The 14,949-nt window shown below is 62.5% G+C and carries 14 protein-coding genes; 6 read left to right on the top strand and 8 right to left on the bottom strand.

Going from position 1 to position 14,949, the window contains the following annotated elements; genetic code table 11:
• Positions 1-149: 149 nt before the first annotated feature.
• On the bottom strand, positions 150-1,325 hold the full coding sequence (locus tag BLR13_RS25340; protein ID WP_074818236.1) for a vWA domain-containing protein: 1,176 nt from the start codon (positions 1,323-1,325) through the stop codon (positions 150-152).
• A 125-nt stretch (positions 1,326-1,450) separates the two neighbouring features.
• On the opposite strand from BLR13_RS25340, the gene BLR13_RS25335 reads away from it, so the two are divergent.
• The 3 genes from BLR13_RS25335 (at position 1,451) to BLR13_RS25325 (ending at position 4,214) form a co-directional block, all read left to right on the top strand.
• Positions 1,451-1,696: a GlsB/YeaQ/YmgE family stress response membrane protein gene (locus tag BLR13_RS25335; protein WP_074818238.1), complete on the top strand. Its 246-nt coding sequence runs from the start codon at positions 1,451-1,453 to the stop codon at positions 1,694-1,696.
• A 95-nt stretch (positions 1,697-1,791) separates the two neighbouring features.
• The gene (locus tag BLR13_RS25330) at positions 1,792-2,634 is read left to right on the top strand and encodes an AAA family ATPase (RefSeq protein WP_074818239.1); all 843 of its coding nucleotides are present in this window, start codon (positions 1,792-1,794) and stop codon (positions 2,632-2,634) included.
• Between the two features lie 74 nt (positions 2,635-2,708).
• Entirely contained in the window at positions 2,709-4,214 is a 1,506-nt protein-coding gene (locus BLR13_RS25325) for a flavin-containing monooxygenase (RefSeq protein ID WP_074818241.1), read from the top strand.
• 57 nt (positions 4,215-4,271) lie between these two features.
• Here the strand turns inward: BLR13_RS25325 and BLR13_RS25320 are convergent, their stop codons facing one another.
• The 3 genes from BLR13_RS25320 to BLR13_RS25310 are packed head-to-tail and all read right to left on the bottom strand — an operon-like array spanning position 4,272 to position 6,890.
• Positions 4,272-5,288: a methyltransferase gene (locus BLR13_RS25320; protein WP_074818243.1), complete on the bottom strand. Its 1,017-nt coding sequence runs from the start codon at positions 5,286-5,288 to the stop codon at positions 4,272-4,274.
• A gap of 22 nt (positions 5,289-5,310) precedes the next feature.
• Positions 5,311-6,360, bottom strand: coding sequence for a Bug family tripartite tricarboxylate transporter substrate binding protein (locus tag BLR13_RS25315; protein ID WP_244524937.1), 1,050 nt, complete (start codon positions 6,358-6,360; stop codon positions 5,311-5,313).
• Positions 6,357-6,890, bottom strand: coding sequence for a MarR family winged helix-turn-helix transcriptional regulator (locus tag BLR13_RS25310; protein WP_079585956.1), 534 nt, complete (start codon positions 6,888-6,890; stop codon positions 6,357-6,359). The genes BLR13_RS25315 and BLR13_RS25310 overlap by 4 nt, the downstream gene beginning before the upstream one ends.
• 217 nt (positions 6,891-7,107) lie before the next feature.
• Between BLR13_RS25310 and BLR13_RS25305 the strand changes: the two genes are divergently transcribed.
• Genes BLR13_RS25305 through BLR13_RS25295 form a run of 3 tightly spaced genes read left to right on the top strand, consistent with a single transcriptional unit; the run spans position 7,108 to position 9,900 of the window.
• A complete protein-coding gene (locus BLR13_RS25305) occupies positions 7,108-8,157 on the top strand; it encodes an aromatic ring-hydroxylating oxygenase subunit alpha (RefSeq protein ID WP_074818247.1) in 1,050 nt (349 codons plus the stop codon).
• A 3-nt stretch (positions 8,158-8,160) separates the two neighbouring features.
• On the top strand, positions 8,161-8,913 hold the full coding sequence (locus BLR13_RS25300; RefSeq protein WP_074818248.1) for a GntR family transcriptional regulator: 753 nt from the start codon (positions 8,161-8,163) through the stop codon (positions 8,911-8,913).
• A gap of 9 nt (positions 8,914-8,922) precedes the next feature.
• Positions 8,923-9,900, top strand: coding sequence for a PDR/VanB family oxidoreductase (locus BLR13_RS25295; protein WP_074818250.1), 978 nt, complete (start codon positions 8,923-8,925; stop codon positions 9,898-9,900).
• Here the strand turns inward: BLR13_RS25295 and BLR13_RS25290 are convergent.
• The 4 genes from BLR13_RS25290 to BLR13_RS25275 all read right to left on the bottom strand — a co-directional run bounded on the left by BLR13_RS25290 (position 9,897) and on the right by BLR13_RS25275 (position 14,059).
• Positions 9,897-10,751 (bottom strand): arylamine N-acetyltransferase family protein, encoded by an 855-nt coding sequence (locus BLR13_RS25290; protein WP_074818252.1) that lies wholly within the window; start codon positions 10,749-10,751, stop codon positions 9,897-9,899. The genes BLR13_RS25295 and BLR13_RS25290 overlap by 4 nt on opposite strands.
• 8 nt (positions 10,752-10,759) lie before the next feature.
• Positions 10,760-12,403 carry a GMC family oxidoreductase gene (locus BLR13_RS25285; RefSeq protein ID WP_074818254.1) on the bottom strand — a complete coding sequence of 548 codons (1,644 nt, stop codon included), beginning with the start codon at positions 12,401-12,403 and terminating at the stop codon, positions 10,760-10,762.
• A gap of 25 nt (positions 12,404-12,428) precedes the next feature.
• Positions 12,429-13,022, bottom strand: coding sequence for a GNAT family N-acetyltransferase (locus tag BLR13_RS25280; protein ID WP_074818257.1), 594 nt, complete (start codon positions 13,020-13,022; stop codon positions 12,429-12,431).
• A 104-nt stretch (positions 13,023-13,126) separates the two neighbouring features.
• Positions 13,127-14,059: an SMP-30/gluconolactonase/LRE family protein gene (locus BLR13_RS25275; RefSeq protein ID WP_074818260.1), complete on the bottom strand. Its 933-nt coding sequence runs from the start codon at positions 14,057-14,059 to the stop codon at positions 13,127-13,129.
• Positions 14,060-14,949 lie beyond the last annotated feature (890 nt).

Here is a 14,949-nt window from a genome sequence, read left to right as displayed (position 1 = left end):
CGCCTTTCGTTTTGGACCCGTCATTCCGGAGCGATGCGTCAGCATCGAACTACGATGTGCTATCGCACATCGGAGAATCTCGATCGAGTGAAATAACCTCTGGATTCCGGATCGATCCTTCGGATCGTCCGGAATGACAGCGAGAAGTTCTACCGCACCAGTTCCTTCATCGCGGCTTCGAGACCCTCGATCGTGATCGGGAACATGCGCGCCGAAAACAGCCGGCGGATGATGGTGGTGGATTCCGAGTAGTCCCAGTGCTTCTGCGCGACCGGATTGAGCCACACCGAGTGCGGATAGGTGCGGATCACGCGATCGAGCCAGACCGAGCCCGCTTCTTCATTGACGTGTTCGACCGAGCCGCCGGGCACCATGATCTCATAGGGGCTCATCGAGGCGTCGCCGACGAACACCACCTTGTAGTCGTGCGGATATTTGTGCAGCACGTCCCAGGTCGGCGTGCGGTCGGTGAAGCGGCGCTTGTTCTGCTTCCACACGCCCTCATACAGGCAATTGTGGAAGTAGAAATACTCCATGTGCTTGAACTCGGTCTTCGCCGCCGAGAACAGTTCCTCGACCTGCTCGATATGCGAATCCATCGAGCCGCCGATATCGAAGAACACCAAAAGCTTGACCGCGTTGCGCCGCTCGGGGCGCATGACCACGTCGAGATAGCCGTGGTTGGCGGTCTCCTTGATCGTATTGTCGAGATCGAGTTCGTCCGGGGCGCCGGTGCGCGCGAATTTGCGCAGGCGCCGCAGCGCTATCTTGATGTTGCGGATGCCGAGCTCGACATTGCCGTCGAGATCCTTGAACTCGCGCTTGTCCCACACCTTCACGGCGCGGTTGTTACGGTTCTTTTCCTGCCCGATCCGCACGCCTTCGGGATTATAGCCCTGGGCGCCGAACGGCGAGGTGCCGGCGGTGCCGATCCACTTGCTGCCGCCCTGGTGGCGGCCCTTCTGTTCCTCAAGCCGCTTGCGAAGCGTCTCCATGAGCTTGTCCCAGCCCATCGCCTCGATGTGCTTCTTCTCTTCCTCGGTGAGGTATTTCTCCGCGAGCTTCTTCAGCCATTCGGCGGGAATGTCCGCCTTCTCCATCGCGTCCAGCAGACTTTCCAGCCCCTTGAACACGGACCCGAAGACGCGGTCGAACTTGTCGAGGTTGCGTTCGTCCTTCACCAGAGCGGCGCGGGACAGGTAATAGAAGTTCTCGACCGTCTGATCGGCGAGATCGGCGTCGAGCGCCTCCATCAGCGTCAGGTATTCCCGTAATGTGACCGGGACCTGAGCGTCGCGCAGCGATGTGAAGAATTGCAGGAACATGGATGACAGATTGCCCGCCGGACCGCCGACGTCAAGGCCCCGTGCATACCAGACAGGCCTAGACCGGGAGGGTTTTTCAACTACAATTGAGCCATAAAAGGCTTTTTCCGGCAGGGGAAATATCAATGGGCATCATTGCGGCACTCGTTATCGGCGCGATCGCGGGCTGGCTGGCCGGGCTGATCGTTCGCGGCGCCGGTTTCGGACTGATCGGCAACATCGTGATCGGCATCATCGGCGCGCTGGTCGCGAGCTGGCTGTTGCCGCAACTTGGCGTCAGCCTCGGCGGCAGCGCCGTTCGCGATATCGTCAACGCAACCATCGGCGCGGTGATCATCCTGGTCATCCTGTCGTTCATCAGACGCGCCTGACGAACCTCATTTACTCCATCGCGACCGCCGGACCGGCGGTCGCTTACTGTTCAGGCCAAAGCGGCTCAAGAACGAACAACAAGGCAACCAGATAGATGAAATTTACCGGCACCAAGAACTACGTCGCCACCGACGACCTCAAGGTCGCCGTCAACGCTTCCATCGTGCTCGAGCGCCCGCTCCTGATCAAGGGCGAGCCCGGCACCGGCAAGACCGTGCTGGCGGAGGAAGTCGCGAAGGCGCTCGGCGCGCCGCTTCTGACCTGGCACATCAAGTCGACCACCAAGGCGCAGCAGGGCCTCTACGAATATGACGCGGTCTCGCGCCTGCGCGACAGCCAGCTCGGCGACGCCAGGGTGTCGGACATCTCCAACTACATCAAGCGCGGCAAATTGTGGGAAGCCTTCACCCACGAAAAGCGCCCGGTGCTGCTGATCGACGAAATCGACAAGGCCGACATCGAATTCCCCAACGACCTCCTGCTCGAACTCGATCGCATGGAGTTCTTCGTCTACGAGACCGGCGAGAACATCAAGGCAAGCCTGCGTCCGATCGTGATGATCACCTCGAACAACGAGAAGGAATTGCCGGACGCGTTCCTGCGCCGCTGTTTCTTCCACTACATCAAGTTCCCCGATGCCGACACCATGAACAAAATCGTCGACGTCCACTTCCCCGGCATCAAGAAGCGCCTGGTGGAAGAGGCGCTGCGCATCTTCTTCGAGGTGCGCGAAGTGCCGGGCCTGAAGAAGAAGCCCTCGACCTCGGAACTGCTCGACTGGCTGAAGCTGCTCTTGAACGAGGACATCACTCCGGAAATGCTCCGGGAGCGCGACCCGCGCAAGCTGATCCCGCCGCTGCACGGCGCGCTGCTCAAGAACGAACAGGACGTGCATCTGTTCGAGCGGCTGGCCTTCCTCAGCCGCCGCGAAGTGTAATTGCGGCCCAACGGCGCCAGAACGTAGGTTCTGGCGTTTCGTTTTAAACGCGACAGACAAGAAGAACAGGGAAGATGAACGTTCAAACCCAGATCGACAAAACCTCGCCCGGCGCCACCGAGCATTTCGACGTCCTGATCGCGGGCGCCGGCATCTCGGGCGTCGGTGCGGCTTATCACCTCGCCAAGCAATGTCCGGGAACGACCTTTGTCGCGCTGGAAACCCAGAAGACGTTCGGCGGCACCTGGAGCACCCACCGCTATCCCGGGATCCGCTCCGATAGCGACCTGCATACGTTCGGCTACAGCTTCAAGCCGTGGACCAGCGCGCCGATCGCCAGCGCCGCCGAGATCTTGAAGTACATGGGCGAAGTGATCGCGGAAAACGATCTCGGCCGCCATATCCGCTACCAGCACACCATCACCGCGGCGACATGGTCGAGCGCGGAAAACCTCTGGACCATCGATGCGGTGCGCGGGGACACTGGCGAGCAGCTTCGCTTCACCACCAATTTCTTCTGGATGTGCCAGGGCTACTACCGCCACACCGAGGGCTATACGCCGGAGTGGAAGGACATGGCCAGGTTCAAGGGCCCGATCGTCCATCCGCAGAAATGGCCTGAAGACCTCGACTACAAGAACAAGCGCGTGGTCGTGATCGGCTCCGGCGCCACCGCGGCGACGCTGATCCCGGCGATGGCCAAGGACACCGCGCACATCACCATGCTGCAGCGCTCGCCGACCTATTTCCGCACCGGGCGCAACGCGATCGAAATCGCCGAAACGCTGCGCCAGTTGCAGGTGGACGAGACGTGGATCCACGAAATCACGCGTCGGAAAATCCTGTTCGATCAGGACGCCTTCACCCGCAAGACGTTCGAGGAACCGGAAGCCGCCAAGAAGGACCTGCTGTCGGCGGTCGAGGCCTATCTCGGCAAGGACTACGACATCGCCACCCACTTCACGCCGAGGTACCGGCCGTGGCGGCAGCGCATCGCCTTCATTCCCGACGGCGACCTGTTCCAGGGCATCAAGTCCGGCAAGGCCTCCGTCGTCACCGACGAGATCGACCGCTTTACCGAGAAGGGCATTTTGCTGAAATCCGGCAAGGAGCTGGAAGCCGACATCATCATCACCGCGACCGGCTTCAACCTGTCGGCCAATGGCGACATCGACTTCGCGGTTGACGGCAAGAAGCTCGACTTCGCCGATACCGTGACCTATCGCGGCATGATGTTCACCGGCGTGCCGAACCTGGTCTGGGTGTTCGGTTATTTCCGCGCCAGCTGGACGCTACGCGTCGACCTGGTCGCCGATTTCGTCTGCCGGATGCTGGAGCATATGAAGCAAACCGGCACCAGGAAGGTGACCGCGGAACTTCGGCCCGAAGACCACAACATGCCGCTGCTGCCGTGGATTGATCCGGAGAACTTCAACCCCGGCTACATGATGCGCGGCATGCACCTGATGCCCAAGCGCGGCGACAAGCCGGAATGGCAGCACAACCAGGACTACTGGGCGGAAAAGGACGAATTTCCGAACATCGACCTGAAGGACAAGGCCTTCGTGTACGGCGCCTGACATCCGTGTCTTGAGGCTCCGGCATTCCTCGTCGGTTGGCTGGTCGCCAGATCGCCATCAGCCAACCCGAGCCTCGATCACGCTGTAGCGGCCGGCCGGGTAAATCGAGGTCACGCCGAAACCGCTTGCGGCGAGCAGATGGTGATATTCCTGGCTGGTGCGCTCAAGACCTCCGGGACCGCGAAGCATATTCAGGTCGCTCAGCGCATGAGCCTTGTCGTTGTCTGACACGGTCGGCGATTCCGGCATTATTCGTTCGACCAACAGCAATGTCCCGCTTTGCGGGAGCGCCTTGTGGCAATTCCGAAGTATTGAGGCGCTGCGCGCGTCGTCCCAATCGTGAATCACGCTCTTGAGGATGATCGTGTCGGCGACAGCCGGAATCGTTTCAAAGAAATCACCCGCGACAAATTCAACGCGGTCGCCAACCCCGACGTGCTGGAGATGATTGCTGGCGCTCTCGGCGCATCTGGCAAGATCGAAAACGGTACCGCGCAGACGCGGGTATTGCGTTGCGACGGCGCCGAGCAGTTCGCCTGAGCCTCCTCCGACGTCCATCAAGTGAGATATGCGGCTGAAGTCGTATGCCCGAAGGATGTCCGGTGTCACAAGACGTGTCAGATCCGCCATTGCCGTGTTGAATATGGCGATGTTCGCCGGCGTGCGGGCCATCAGCTCAAAACTGCTGCTAAGGTTCAAAAGTTGCGCGGCCGTCTTGCCGGTCATGATCGACTCGAGCATTCCGCTCCAGGATTTGGCAAGCATTTCGGCTTCAAAGATCATCCAACCCTTGAAGGACTGATCCGCCGCACCATCGAGATGGCTGCCCATTTCCGTCAGTGCATATCGATCTTCGCCGACCCGCGAACATATGCCGATGGTCGAAAGTGCGGTGAGCAGGCGCCCCAGCGCTCGTTCGTCCGCGCCTGTCGCTTTTGCGAGCTCGCATGGCGCCTGCGGCCCGTCCCGCAGCAACTCGGCGATCCCGAGCTTGGCCGCGACGTAGATCACGACCGTCACGCGATGCGACTGCATCAGATCGAAAAGCTTGAGAGCCGATGTGGGTGACGACATGGGGGCGGCCTATCGCTCTGCGCTAATGCGCGTTTCGGATATCGATTATTTTGGTTACTTCACCCAGCCATGCGCGTTGCTTTTCGATCCCCGCCCTCAGCTCCTCGGTTGTGCCGCTCAGCACGTTGTGTCCAGCCGCCTCCAATTTTCGGCTGACGTCGGGGTCCCGGCAGATCGCGGCGACGTCCGCGGCAATTCGGTTCCGCAGCGCTTCCGACATGGCTCGGCCCACGAAAATTCCGCCCAGTCCATCGATTTCAAGCTCGGGGTGACCGAGTTCGCGAGCGGTCTTGATATCGGGTAATGCGGCAGCGCGGCTCGGATTAACCACCGCAAGAAAACGCGCCTTTCCCGTCTGTACCGGGGAGGAGGATGCGGTCAAGGAGGTCAACAGGACCTGTATCCGACCTTCGCCAAGATCGGCCTGGGGTTGCGACGCGTCGCGATAGCTGACGAAATTCATCTGCAAATCATTTCGCTTCAGAAACGCGGCAAAGACATATCGCGGCAAGGTCGGCCCGGATGCCCAGGCATACTTGCCCGGGCTGGAGCGCAATACGGCGATCAGTTCGGGGATGCTCTGGATCGACAATTCGTTGTTGACTGCAAGCGTCAACACGATCGAGGTGGTGGCCGCGATCGGCACCAGATCTCGATCGACATCGTACGACAGGTTGTCGATCAGCAACGGTGCCACGGTGATCGATCCTGCGACAGTGTACAGGAGCGTGTGATCATCCTGGTTCGAGACGAAAGACCCCACCCCTATGGTGCCTTCGGCGCCGGTCTTGTTCTCAACCACGACCGGCTTGCCCCACCTCTTGCCGAGCGCATCGGCAAATATCCGAGCCGCCGCATCGTTGGCGCTCCCGGGCGGAAACGTCACAATCAGTTTGGCCGGGCGTTCCGGCCACTCGGCCCGGGCGGCAATTGGCCAGGCCGTGATTGCAGCGCAAATGGCGAGCGCAGCCAGCAAGGACAATCGTCGCGCGACGGCACCCCCGGCCTTTTCCGATTCCAAAGAATCGGCCGAGCAAGTTGAGGTGGTCGGCAACCGCCAGAACATCGTCATGGCTGCCCTCCATTCGTGGTTTTGGATTTGCGCTGTGGTTTTCGTCGACCGTTGCCAGGGCGGGCGTAGGAATCATTCGCCTCGATCACGCGGACCAGCATGTCCAGAAGAGCGACACGCTCGGCTTTCGAAAGCGGTGCCAATAACCGCTCCTGCGCGGCAAGCAAGGCGGGCCGCAAGCGGCGGCGCAAGTCTGCTCCCGCCTGCGTCACATAGAGCTTGCGCGCGCGCCGGTCGTCGGGATCGATCTTTCGTTCGACGAGGCCCTTGCCCTCCAGAAACTCGATCATCTGGCCGAAGGTGACCTCATCGACCCCTATGCGGTTCGCAATCTGTCGCTGGCCGCCTCCCGACTCCTCCACAACGGCGGCGATGACTCCCCAAAGCGGCGGCGTCAAATCCTCGCCCGCGAGAATCTCCGCGGTGACGCCAAGACAGATTTGATGAAAGCGGCGGGCCAGATGGGCCGGCACCCGGTGAGAGGGTAGCACCGGAGACATTTTGGTCGGTCCAGCGTCAGGCTCGGGCATGGCACCCTCGAGAAACTAAGTATTCAAATTATAAGAATACTTATCTTATGTCGATGGCCTTCATTTGTGAGGTTCCCGATCGGCGGCTAGCAATCCGCACGCACCATCTCACTAATATGTATACTCTACCGGTTATATTTTACCGTATGTTGATAACATTTTGCTTACTTTCGAGTTTTATGTATACATAATGGACCCAACCAACGGGACTGCAGCCATGTCCACCTCTTTTCCGCTCAATGCCTGGTATGCCGCCGCCTGGGACGTCGATCTCAAGCACGCGCTGTTTCCCCGCACGATCTGCGGCAAGCATGTCGTGATGTACCGCCAGTCCAACGGACAGGTCAGCGCGCTGGAAGATGCCTGCTGGCATCGTCTGGTGCCGCTGTCGAAGGGTCGGCTCGACGGCGACACCGTGGTCTGCGGCTATCACGGCCTGAAATACAACGCGCAGGGCCGCTGTACCTACATGCCCTCGCAGGAGACCATCAACCCGTCGGCCTGCGTGCGCGCCTATCCGGTGGTCGAACGCCATCGTTTCGTCTGGCTGTGGATGGGCGATCCGGCGCTCGCGGACCCTTCGCTGGTGCCGGACATGCACTGGAACGACGACCCGGCCTGGGCCGGCGACGGCAAGACCATCCATGTGAAGTGCGACTATCGCCTCGTGGTCGACAATCTGATGGACCTTACCCACGAGACCTTCGTGCACGGATCCAGCATCGGCAACGACCACGTCGCCGAGGCGCCGTTCGACGTTACCCACGGCGACCAGACGGTCACGGTCACGCGCTGGATGCGCGGCATCGAAGCGCCGCCGTTCTGGGCCGCGCAATTGCAGAAGCCCGGTCCGGTCGACCGCTGGCAGATCATCCATTTCCAGGCGCCCGGCACCGTCAACATCGACGTCGGCGTGGCGCCGGCCGGGTCCGGCGCGCCGGACGGCGACCGCTCGCAGGGCGTCAACGGCTTCGTGCTCAACACCATGACGCCGGAGACCGAAACCACCTGTCACTATTTCTGGGCCTTGGTGCGCAACCACCGCATCACCGAGCAGAAGCTCACCACCGAGATCCGCGAAGGCGTTTCCGGCATCTTCAAGGAGGATGAAATCATCCTCGAAGCGCAGCAGCGCGCGATGGACGCCAATCCGGACCGCACCTTCTACAATCTCAACATCGACGCCGGCGCGATGTGGGCGCGGCGCGTGATCGACAAGATGGTGGCGCGCGAGACCTCCCCGCAACACGCGCAAGCCGCGGAGTAAGCCATGAGCGAACGCGATGCCGAACGCTCCGTCTCGCAGACCGTGCGGGCACAGCTCGCGCTGCGCGACATGATCCTGTCCGGCCAGTTGCGGCCGGGCGAACGCATTTCCGAACTGCAGGCCGTCGACATCACCGGCGTGTCGCGAACGCCGGTGCGGCTGGCGCTGGTCCGGCTCGAGGATGAAGGCCTGCTGCAGGCGATCCCGTCCGGCGGCTTCATGGTGAAGGCGTTCACCGAGCGCGACATTCTCGATTCGATCGAGCTGCGCGGCACGCTGGAGGGGCTGGCCGCCCGTTTTGCCGCCGAGCGCGGCGTCAGCGCCCGCAGCCTCGAGCCGCTGAAGGAATGCCTCGCCGACATCGATCAACTGGTCCGGCAGGATCCGATTTCAGTCGAAGCCTTTTCGGCCTATGTGACCATGAACGCGCGCTTTCACGCCATCCTCAACGAACTGTCCGCCAGCGCGCCGCTGATCCGCGAGATCGACCGCGTCTCGGCGCTGCCGTTCGCTTCCCCGAGCGGCTTCGTGATGGCGCAGTCGGCGCTCCCCGAGGCGCATCAGATCCTGCTGATCGCGCAGGATCATCACCGCATCGTGGTCGACGCCATCGAGAACCGTGAGGGCGCGCGCGCCGAAGCCGTCATGCGCGAACACTCCCGCCTCGCCGCCCGCAATCTGCGGCTGGCGCTGCGCAACCGCGCGCATCTCGACCTCTTGCCCGCGCTCGCTCTGCTCAAATCGCCCGCCGACTAGGGACCCGCCATGCGCTTTGCCGAGCAATGGAGCTGGTGCACCGTGAATGATATCCGCGACGTGACGCCGACGATTCGCGAATTCCGCCTGCGTCCCGACTATGGCCAGGTGCCGCCCTGCCCGCCCGGCAGTCACATCGGTGTCGCCGTGCTGATCGACGGACAGCCGGCACGGCGATCCTATTCCTTGGTGGGCAACAGCGATCCCGGCACCTATCGCATCGCGGTGCGGCTGGCGCCGGACAGCCGCGGCGGCTCGCGCGGCATGTGGAATTTGCAGCCCCGCGCGCGGATCGAAATCTCGACGCCGGCGTCGCTGATCGAGATCGACTGGAGCCGGAAAAACTATTGCCTGATCGCGGGCGGCATCGGCATCACGCCGATCACGGGGATCGCGGCCGCCTTGCACCGCCGGAACGTTGACCTGCGCCTGCACTACGCCGTGAAATCGCGCGGCGACGCCGCGTTCCTCGACGAATTGTCCGCGCTGCTCGGCGACCGCCTGACCGTGCATGCCGCCGATCGGGGCGAACGGATCGATCTCGATGCCACGTTGCGCGCCCTGCCCGATGACGCCATCGCCGTGATGTGCGGACCGATGCGGATGCTGGAGGCCGCGCGCCGCGCCTGGAACGCCGCCGGCCGCGCACCGGCCGACCTGCGCTACGAGACTTTTGGTTCGAGCGGCCTCATGCCGACGTCGGAATTCCGCGTGCGCCTGAAGGATTCCGACACCGAGCTGGTGGTTTCGCAAACCAGTTCGATGCTCGACGCGCTGAACGGCGCCGGCTTCGAGGTGATGTCGGACTGCCAGCGTGGCGAATGCGGCGTCTGCGCCGTCGATGTCGTGGCCGTCGACGGCGAGATCGATCATCGCGACGTGTTCTTCAGCGATGCCCAGAAGCAGGGCAACCGCAAGATCTGTCCCTGCGTCTCGCGCGCGATCGGCGTCGTCACCATCGACACGCTGTACCGTCCGGAAGCCTAGGCAAAGAACGGATGCGGCGCGCCCGGCGCGCTCTTGCGCGCAACGGTGTCCAGCGCCAAGGCCAGATCGTCGTCAGACAAGGTCAGCCCGAACGTCGCTTCGAGCACCTCACGATACTCGGCCATTCCGGTGAGCATCCGGCGCTCGACCTCGCCATTGGCATGGCGGACATTCAGCCTGGCATTGAAGAGCGTGATCCTGGTCCGGTTGGACCCGGGACGCGCGGCGATCAGATTGCGGCGGTATGGGCTGTCCGGGTGGCTTGCCGTAAACCAGTTACAGATCTCGTACTCGGCGTCGACGCGCGGCAACAGCACGACGCGATAAATATGCTGCCATTGCTCACCCAGCCGCGATTGCAGGGTCAGTTCTTCCCCCATCCGGATGAACCGCATGACCTCATGCGGCGTTTCCTGTTCGACATCCGCGGACAATCGCAGCGGCGCCGTTGGCGCCAGATTGCCAAACCCGACATCGGCAAGAAACGCACCGTCGGGCAGATTGACCTGAAGCACCATGTGCAGCATCGGCCGCGGGGCGTCGATTGCGAGTCCACGCACGACGCGGGCCTGCAGGCTCGTGACGTCGAAGCCGAGCGCGCGCAGGCCGCCGCGAAACAGCATATTTTGCTCGAAGCAATAACCGCCACGGCGGCTTGCGATCATCTTCCGCTGCAGCGAATCCAGATCGAGCTTCGGCGGCCGGTCGAGCAGCACATCGATGCTCTCGTAGGAAATCGCCGCAGCATGTGCCGCAACCAGGCCGCGCAGCGTCATCAGCGTCGGTTCGCGCGATCCCCGGTATCCGATCCGGTTCAGCCAAGCGTCCTGGTCAAACGCTTCCTCGGCCATGGGATTCCTCAGGCGTGTTGCGGCAACCTCACGGCCTCCGGCGACGCCTTGCCGCGGATCATGTCGGAGGCCTTGTCGGCGATCATCAAGGTCGAGGCGTTGAGATTGGCCGAGATCATCCGCGGCATGATCGAGGCGTCGACCACGCGCAGGCCCTGCAGGCCGTGCACGCGCAACTGATCGTCGACCACGGCCCATTTGGCATCCGCCGGCCCCATGCGGCAGGTGCAGCCGGGATGGAACGTGGTGGTGCCGCGCTCGGTGGCGGCGGCGAGGAATTCATCGTCGCTCTGCACCTTCGGCCCCGGGAAGTCCTCGTAGGCGTAATATTGCGACAGCGGCGCGGAGGCCATCAGCCGGCGCGCCAGCTTCATGCCGGCGACGACGACGCGGCGGTCAAGCTCCTCGACCAGATAATTGGTCTGGATGATCGGCGGCGCAAACGGATCGGCCGAACGCAGTCGGACATAACCGCGGCTTTCGGGGCGCTGCTGCCAGGACGCTATGGTCATGCCGGGCTCGTCCTCGAGCTGGCCCTGCACGCCCTCCTTGTAGCTCGCCGGCGTAAAGGTGAGCTGAAGATCGGAGCTCTCGGTGGTCTCGCCGGAATGCCAGAAGCAATAGACCATGGTCGGCGACAGCGAGAGCAGGCCGCGCCGCGTGGTCGCCCATTTCAGCGCCTCGACCCAGAGGCTGAGGCCGCGGCGCATTTCATTGATGGTCCGGATGTTCTTGACGCGCGCGACGGTGCGCGGCGCGTAGTGGTCCTGCAGGCCTTCGCCGACGCCCGGCAGCGCGTGACGCACCTCGATGCCGAGCGAACCCAGCAATTCCGGCGAGCCGACGCCGGACAGTTGCAGCACCTGCGGCGAATTGTAGGTGCCGCCGGACAGGATGACTTCCTTGCTGGCGCGCACCTCGACCGGCGTACCGCCCTTACCGCCTTTGAGGTAGCGCACGCCGACGGCGCGCTTGCCTTCGAAGATGATGTTGGTGACATGCGCGTGCGTCCGCACATCGACGTTCCCCCGCTTCACCGCCGGATGCAGGAACGCCTTCGCTGCACTCATGCGCAGGCCGTTCTCGATCGTGCGCTGGCAGTACGACACGCCCTCCTGGATCGCGCCGTTGTAGTCGGGATTTTTGGGTATGCCGAGACTGACGGCCCCCTCCATGAACGCTTCGCACAGCGGATCCTGCCAATCCATGGTCGTGACGGTCAGATTGCCGTCGCGCCCACGAAACGTTTCGTCGCCTTCACCGATCCGTCGTTCCAGCCGCTTGAAGTAGGGCAAGATATCCGGATAGCCCCAGCCGCGATTGCCGAGCTGCGCCCAGGTGTCGAAATCCTGCCGCTGGCCGCGGTTGTAGATATGGCCGTTGATCGAGGACGAACCGCCCAGCGTCTTGCCACGCGGCGCATAGATGCTGCGGCCGCCTGTCCACGGGCCGACCTCCTGCTGATAGGCCCAGTTGATGCTCTTCATGTGGAACGTCTTGATGAAGCCGGCCGGCAGATGAATGTAGGGATGCCAGTCGGTCGGCCCCGCTTCGAGCACGCAGACGCGGGTCGAGGAATCCTCGCTGAGCCGGTTGGCGAGCACGCTGCCCGCGGAGCCGGCGCCGATGATCACGTAATCGAACGTTTCCATTTTGTCTTTTCTGGCGCGGCTGACGTTACCGCGGCTTGTCGTTGAGTTGATAGGTGAGATGGGCCTTCACGGTGGGCCATTCGGCGGCAATGATGCTGTAAACCACGGTATCGCGCAACGTGCCGTTCGGCGCGATCTGATGGCTGCGCAAAATGCCGTCCTGCTTGGCGCCGAGCCGCTCGATGCCGCGGCGGCTCTGGTGATTGAAGAAGTGCGTGCGGAACTCGACCGCGATGCAATTCATCTTCTCGAACGCGTGGGTCAGCAGCAGCAATTTGCACTGCGTGTTGACCGCGCTGCGCTGCACACGCTTGGCATACCAGGTCGAGCCGATCTCGACGCGGCGGTTGGCCGCATCGACGTTCATGTAGGTCGTCATGCCCGCGATCTTGCCCTCGGCGTCAAAGACCGTGAACGGCAGCATCGCGCCCGCGGCGAGCAAGCCGAGCCGGCGATCGATTTCCTTGCGCATGCCTTCGGGCGTGGGAACGGCGGTGTACCAGAGCTTCCACAGATCGCCGTCGCTGACGGCTTCGGTGAGCCCGTCGCATTGGTCTGGCGACAGCGGTTCGAGCCGCGCATGCGCGCCGCGTAGGGTGACAGGTTCAAGGAAGGGCATTCAAAACTCCGATCGTGAGGTGGTCATTCCGGGATGGTGCGTAAGCACCAGACCCGGAATCTCGAACTTCCGGGTTCGATGCTCCGCATCGCCCCGGAATGACTTCACTTCTTGTTCAAAAAATTCAGCGCCAGACCGGGCCGTGCCCAGTCCATCGCAATCAGCTCACCCTTGCCTGACAGCGTGATGTAGGCCGTCTTCAGATCGGGGCCGCCGAAAGCGATATTGGTGGTCATGCGGTCGCCGGTCTCGACCTGCTCGACGATTTTCCCGTCGGGCGCGATCACGGAAATGCAACCCGAGATCAGCGTCGCGACGCAGACATTGCCGGAGGCTTCCACCGCCAGCGAGTCGAACATCTGGTAGCCGCCGAGACCGGCGATCGGCTTGCCGCGTTCGCCGCGATAGATCGGATCACGCGGCTTGACCTCGCCGGGCGCGGACAGATCGAACGCCCACAGCCGCGCGGTCGGCGTCTCCGCCACATAGACGATGTTCTCGTCCGGCGACAGGCCGATGCCGTTGGCGGGCATCATGCCGAACGCGCCTTCGACGACCTCCTGCATGCCGGGCTTGATGTAGTAGAACGCGCCGACATCCATGTCGCGGGCGCGGCGCTTGCCGAGGTCGGTGAACCAGAGCCCGCCGTGTTTGTCGAACACCAGGTCGTTCGGCCCCTTCAGCGGATGTTCGCCGACTTTATCCATCACGGTCTCGACCTTGCCGCTCCCTAGATCGACGCGCTGGATCGAACCGCCGATATATTCGGCTGCCGACGGCGGACCCGGCATGAAGGTATTCCGCGTTGGAATCCAGCTAAAACCGCCGTTGTTGCAGACATACATCTTGCCGTCGGGACCAAGCGCCGCACCGTTGGGGCCGCCGGGGATTTCCGCGACCACTTGCTTGCGCCCGTCCGGCCAGATCCGCGTCAGCCGACGCCCACGGATTTCGACCAGCACCACCGAGCCGTCGGGCATCACCACCGGCCCTTCGGGAAATTCCAGATCGGTGGCGAGAACGCGGATATTGGCCATGAAATCCTCCCGGCTTGCTTTGGCTGCAGGCGGATTCCAGATCGACCCCGCACGCGCAACATTTCGTTGTTCCAGTTATGGCAAAGTCATCAGGGGTTGCCAACCCGACGGCATGCGCAACAGGTATTCCCTCCAACCACCGCCGTCATACCCCGCGCATGCGGGGTATCCAGTACGCCGAGGCTTATCGGCTCATCGTCGGCGTCGCTGGAATACTGGATCGTCCGCCCCAGTGCGCAATTGCGCACAAGGCGGACGATGACAGCGGAAAGTAATCCCGCGGCGCGATGCACCCGGAGTTTTGCGATTGCTTTCGCCCCATGTGAATCAGAGGGCGCAGGGAATGCCGGATGCACGCTGCACCCGCGGTCTCGCGTGCAAATGATGCGAAAGATGCGCACACGAGCATACAGGTTCAGCGGAGGCGATCCGACATTCCCTGCGCAATGGCTTTACGGCTTATGCCGTGCTCACCCCGGCGACGAATTCGTTTTTGTCACCGTCGCTGACGGATTAAGGCTGATCGAAACCCGGTCGGGTCGACATCGCCTCCGCCAGCTTGACATCAGCAACGGATGCCAGGTCCACACGGTTTTGCCGTACGCAGCCGCCCGTCTTCGCCAAATGGCTCTACCGGGCTTTGGCGCCGTTCGTCTGCACGCCGCTTCATCGCTCACGGGAAACCCGCCCTGCAATTGCGCTCGTGCCGACGCTGCCGCGTCCACCGCTCCCCGCCCCACGTTCGTGACGATGGCCAACGCCCCTCTGCCGGGACGGGATGGCCGAAGTTGTAGGGTTGAGTCTAGCAACCGACAAAGAGGATAATTTTCATATGAAGGAGTTGACCCACATCTTGGGGTGATTTGCCCGTCGGGTTGCGATTAGCGCCG

It is taken from the genome of Bradyrhizobium ottawaense (genome assembly GCF_900099825.1).
GTDB classification, from domain to species: Bacteria; Pseudomonadota; Alphaproteobacteria; order Rhizobiales; family Xanthobacteraceae; genus Bradyrhizobium; species Bradyrhizobium ottawaense_A.
This window is presented reverse-complemented; position numbering and strand designations above follow the sequence as displayed.

What these genes read in the sequence shown, in the direction of transcription:
- BLR13_RS25295 (WP_074818250.1), top strand. Translation starts at nt 8,923, where the DNA reads ATGCGCTTTGCCGAGCAATGGAGCTGGTGCACCGTGAATGATATCCGC.
- BLR13_RS25325 (WP_074818241.1), top strand. Translation starts at nt 2,709, where the DNA reads ATGAACGTTCAAACCCAGATCGACAAAACCTCGCCCGGCGCCACCGAG.
- BLR13_RS25300 (WP_074818248.1), top strand. Translation starts at nt 8,161, where the DNA reads ATGAGCGAACGCGATGCCGAACGCTCCGTCTCGCAGACCGTGCGGGCA.
- BLR13_RS25275 (WP_074818260.1), bottom strand. Translation starts at nt 14,059, where the DNA reads ATGGCCAATATCCGCGTTCTCGCCACCGATCTGGAATTTCCCGAAGGG.
- BLR13_RS25335 (WP_074818238.1), top strand. Translation starts at nt 1,451, where the DNA reads ATGGGCATCATTGCGGCACTCGTTATCGGCGCGATCGCGGGCTGGCTG.
- BLR13_RS25315 (WP_244524937.1), bottom strand. Translation starts at nt 6,360, where the DNA reads ATGACGATGTTCTGGCGGTTGCCGACCACCTCAACTTGCTCGGCCGAT.
- BLR13_RS25305 (WP_074818247.1), top strand. Translation starts at nt 7,108, where the DNA reads ATGTCCACCTCTTTTCCGCTCAATGCCTGGTATGCCGCCGCCTGGGAC.
- BLR13_RS25290 (WP_074818252.1), bottom strand. Translation starts at nt 10,751, where the DNA reads ATGGCCGAGGAAGCGTTTGACCAGGACGCTTGGCTGAACCGGATCGGA.
- BLR13_RS25310 (WP_079585956.1), bottom strand. Translation starts at nt 6,890, where the DNA reads ATGCCCGAGCCTGACGCTGGACCGACCAAAATGTCTCCGGTGCTACCC.
- BLR13_RS25330 (WP_074818239.1), top strand. Translation starts at nt 1,792, where the DNA reads ATGAAATTTACCGGCACCAAGAACTACGTCGCCACCGACGACCTCAAG.
- BLR13_RS25340 (WP_074818236.1), bottom strand. Translation starts at nt 1,325, where the DNA reads ATGTTCCTGCAATTCTTCACATCGCTGCGCGACGCTCAGGTCCCGGTC.
- BLR13_RS25320 (WP_074818243.1), bottom strand. Translation starts at nt 5,288, where the DNA reads ATGTCGTCACCCACATCGGCTCTCAAGCTTTTCGATCTGATGCAGTCG.
- BLR13_RS25280 (WP_074818257.1), bottom strand. Translation starts at nt 13,022, where the DNA reads ATGCCCTTCCTTGAACCTGTCACCCTACGCGGCGCGCATGCGCGGCTC.
- BLR13_RS25285 (WP_074818254.1), bottom strand. Translation starts at nt 12,403, where the DNA reads ATGGAAACGTTCGATTACGTGATCATCGGCGCCGGCTCCGCGGGCAGC.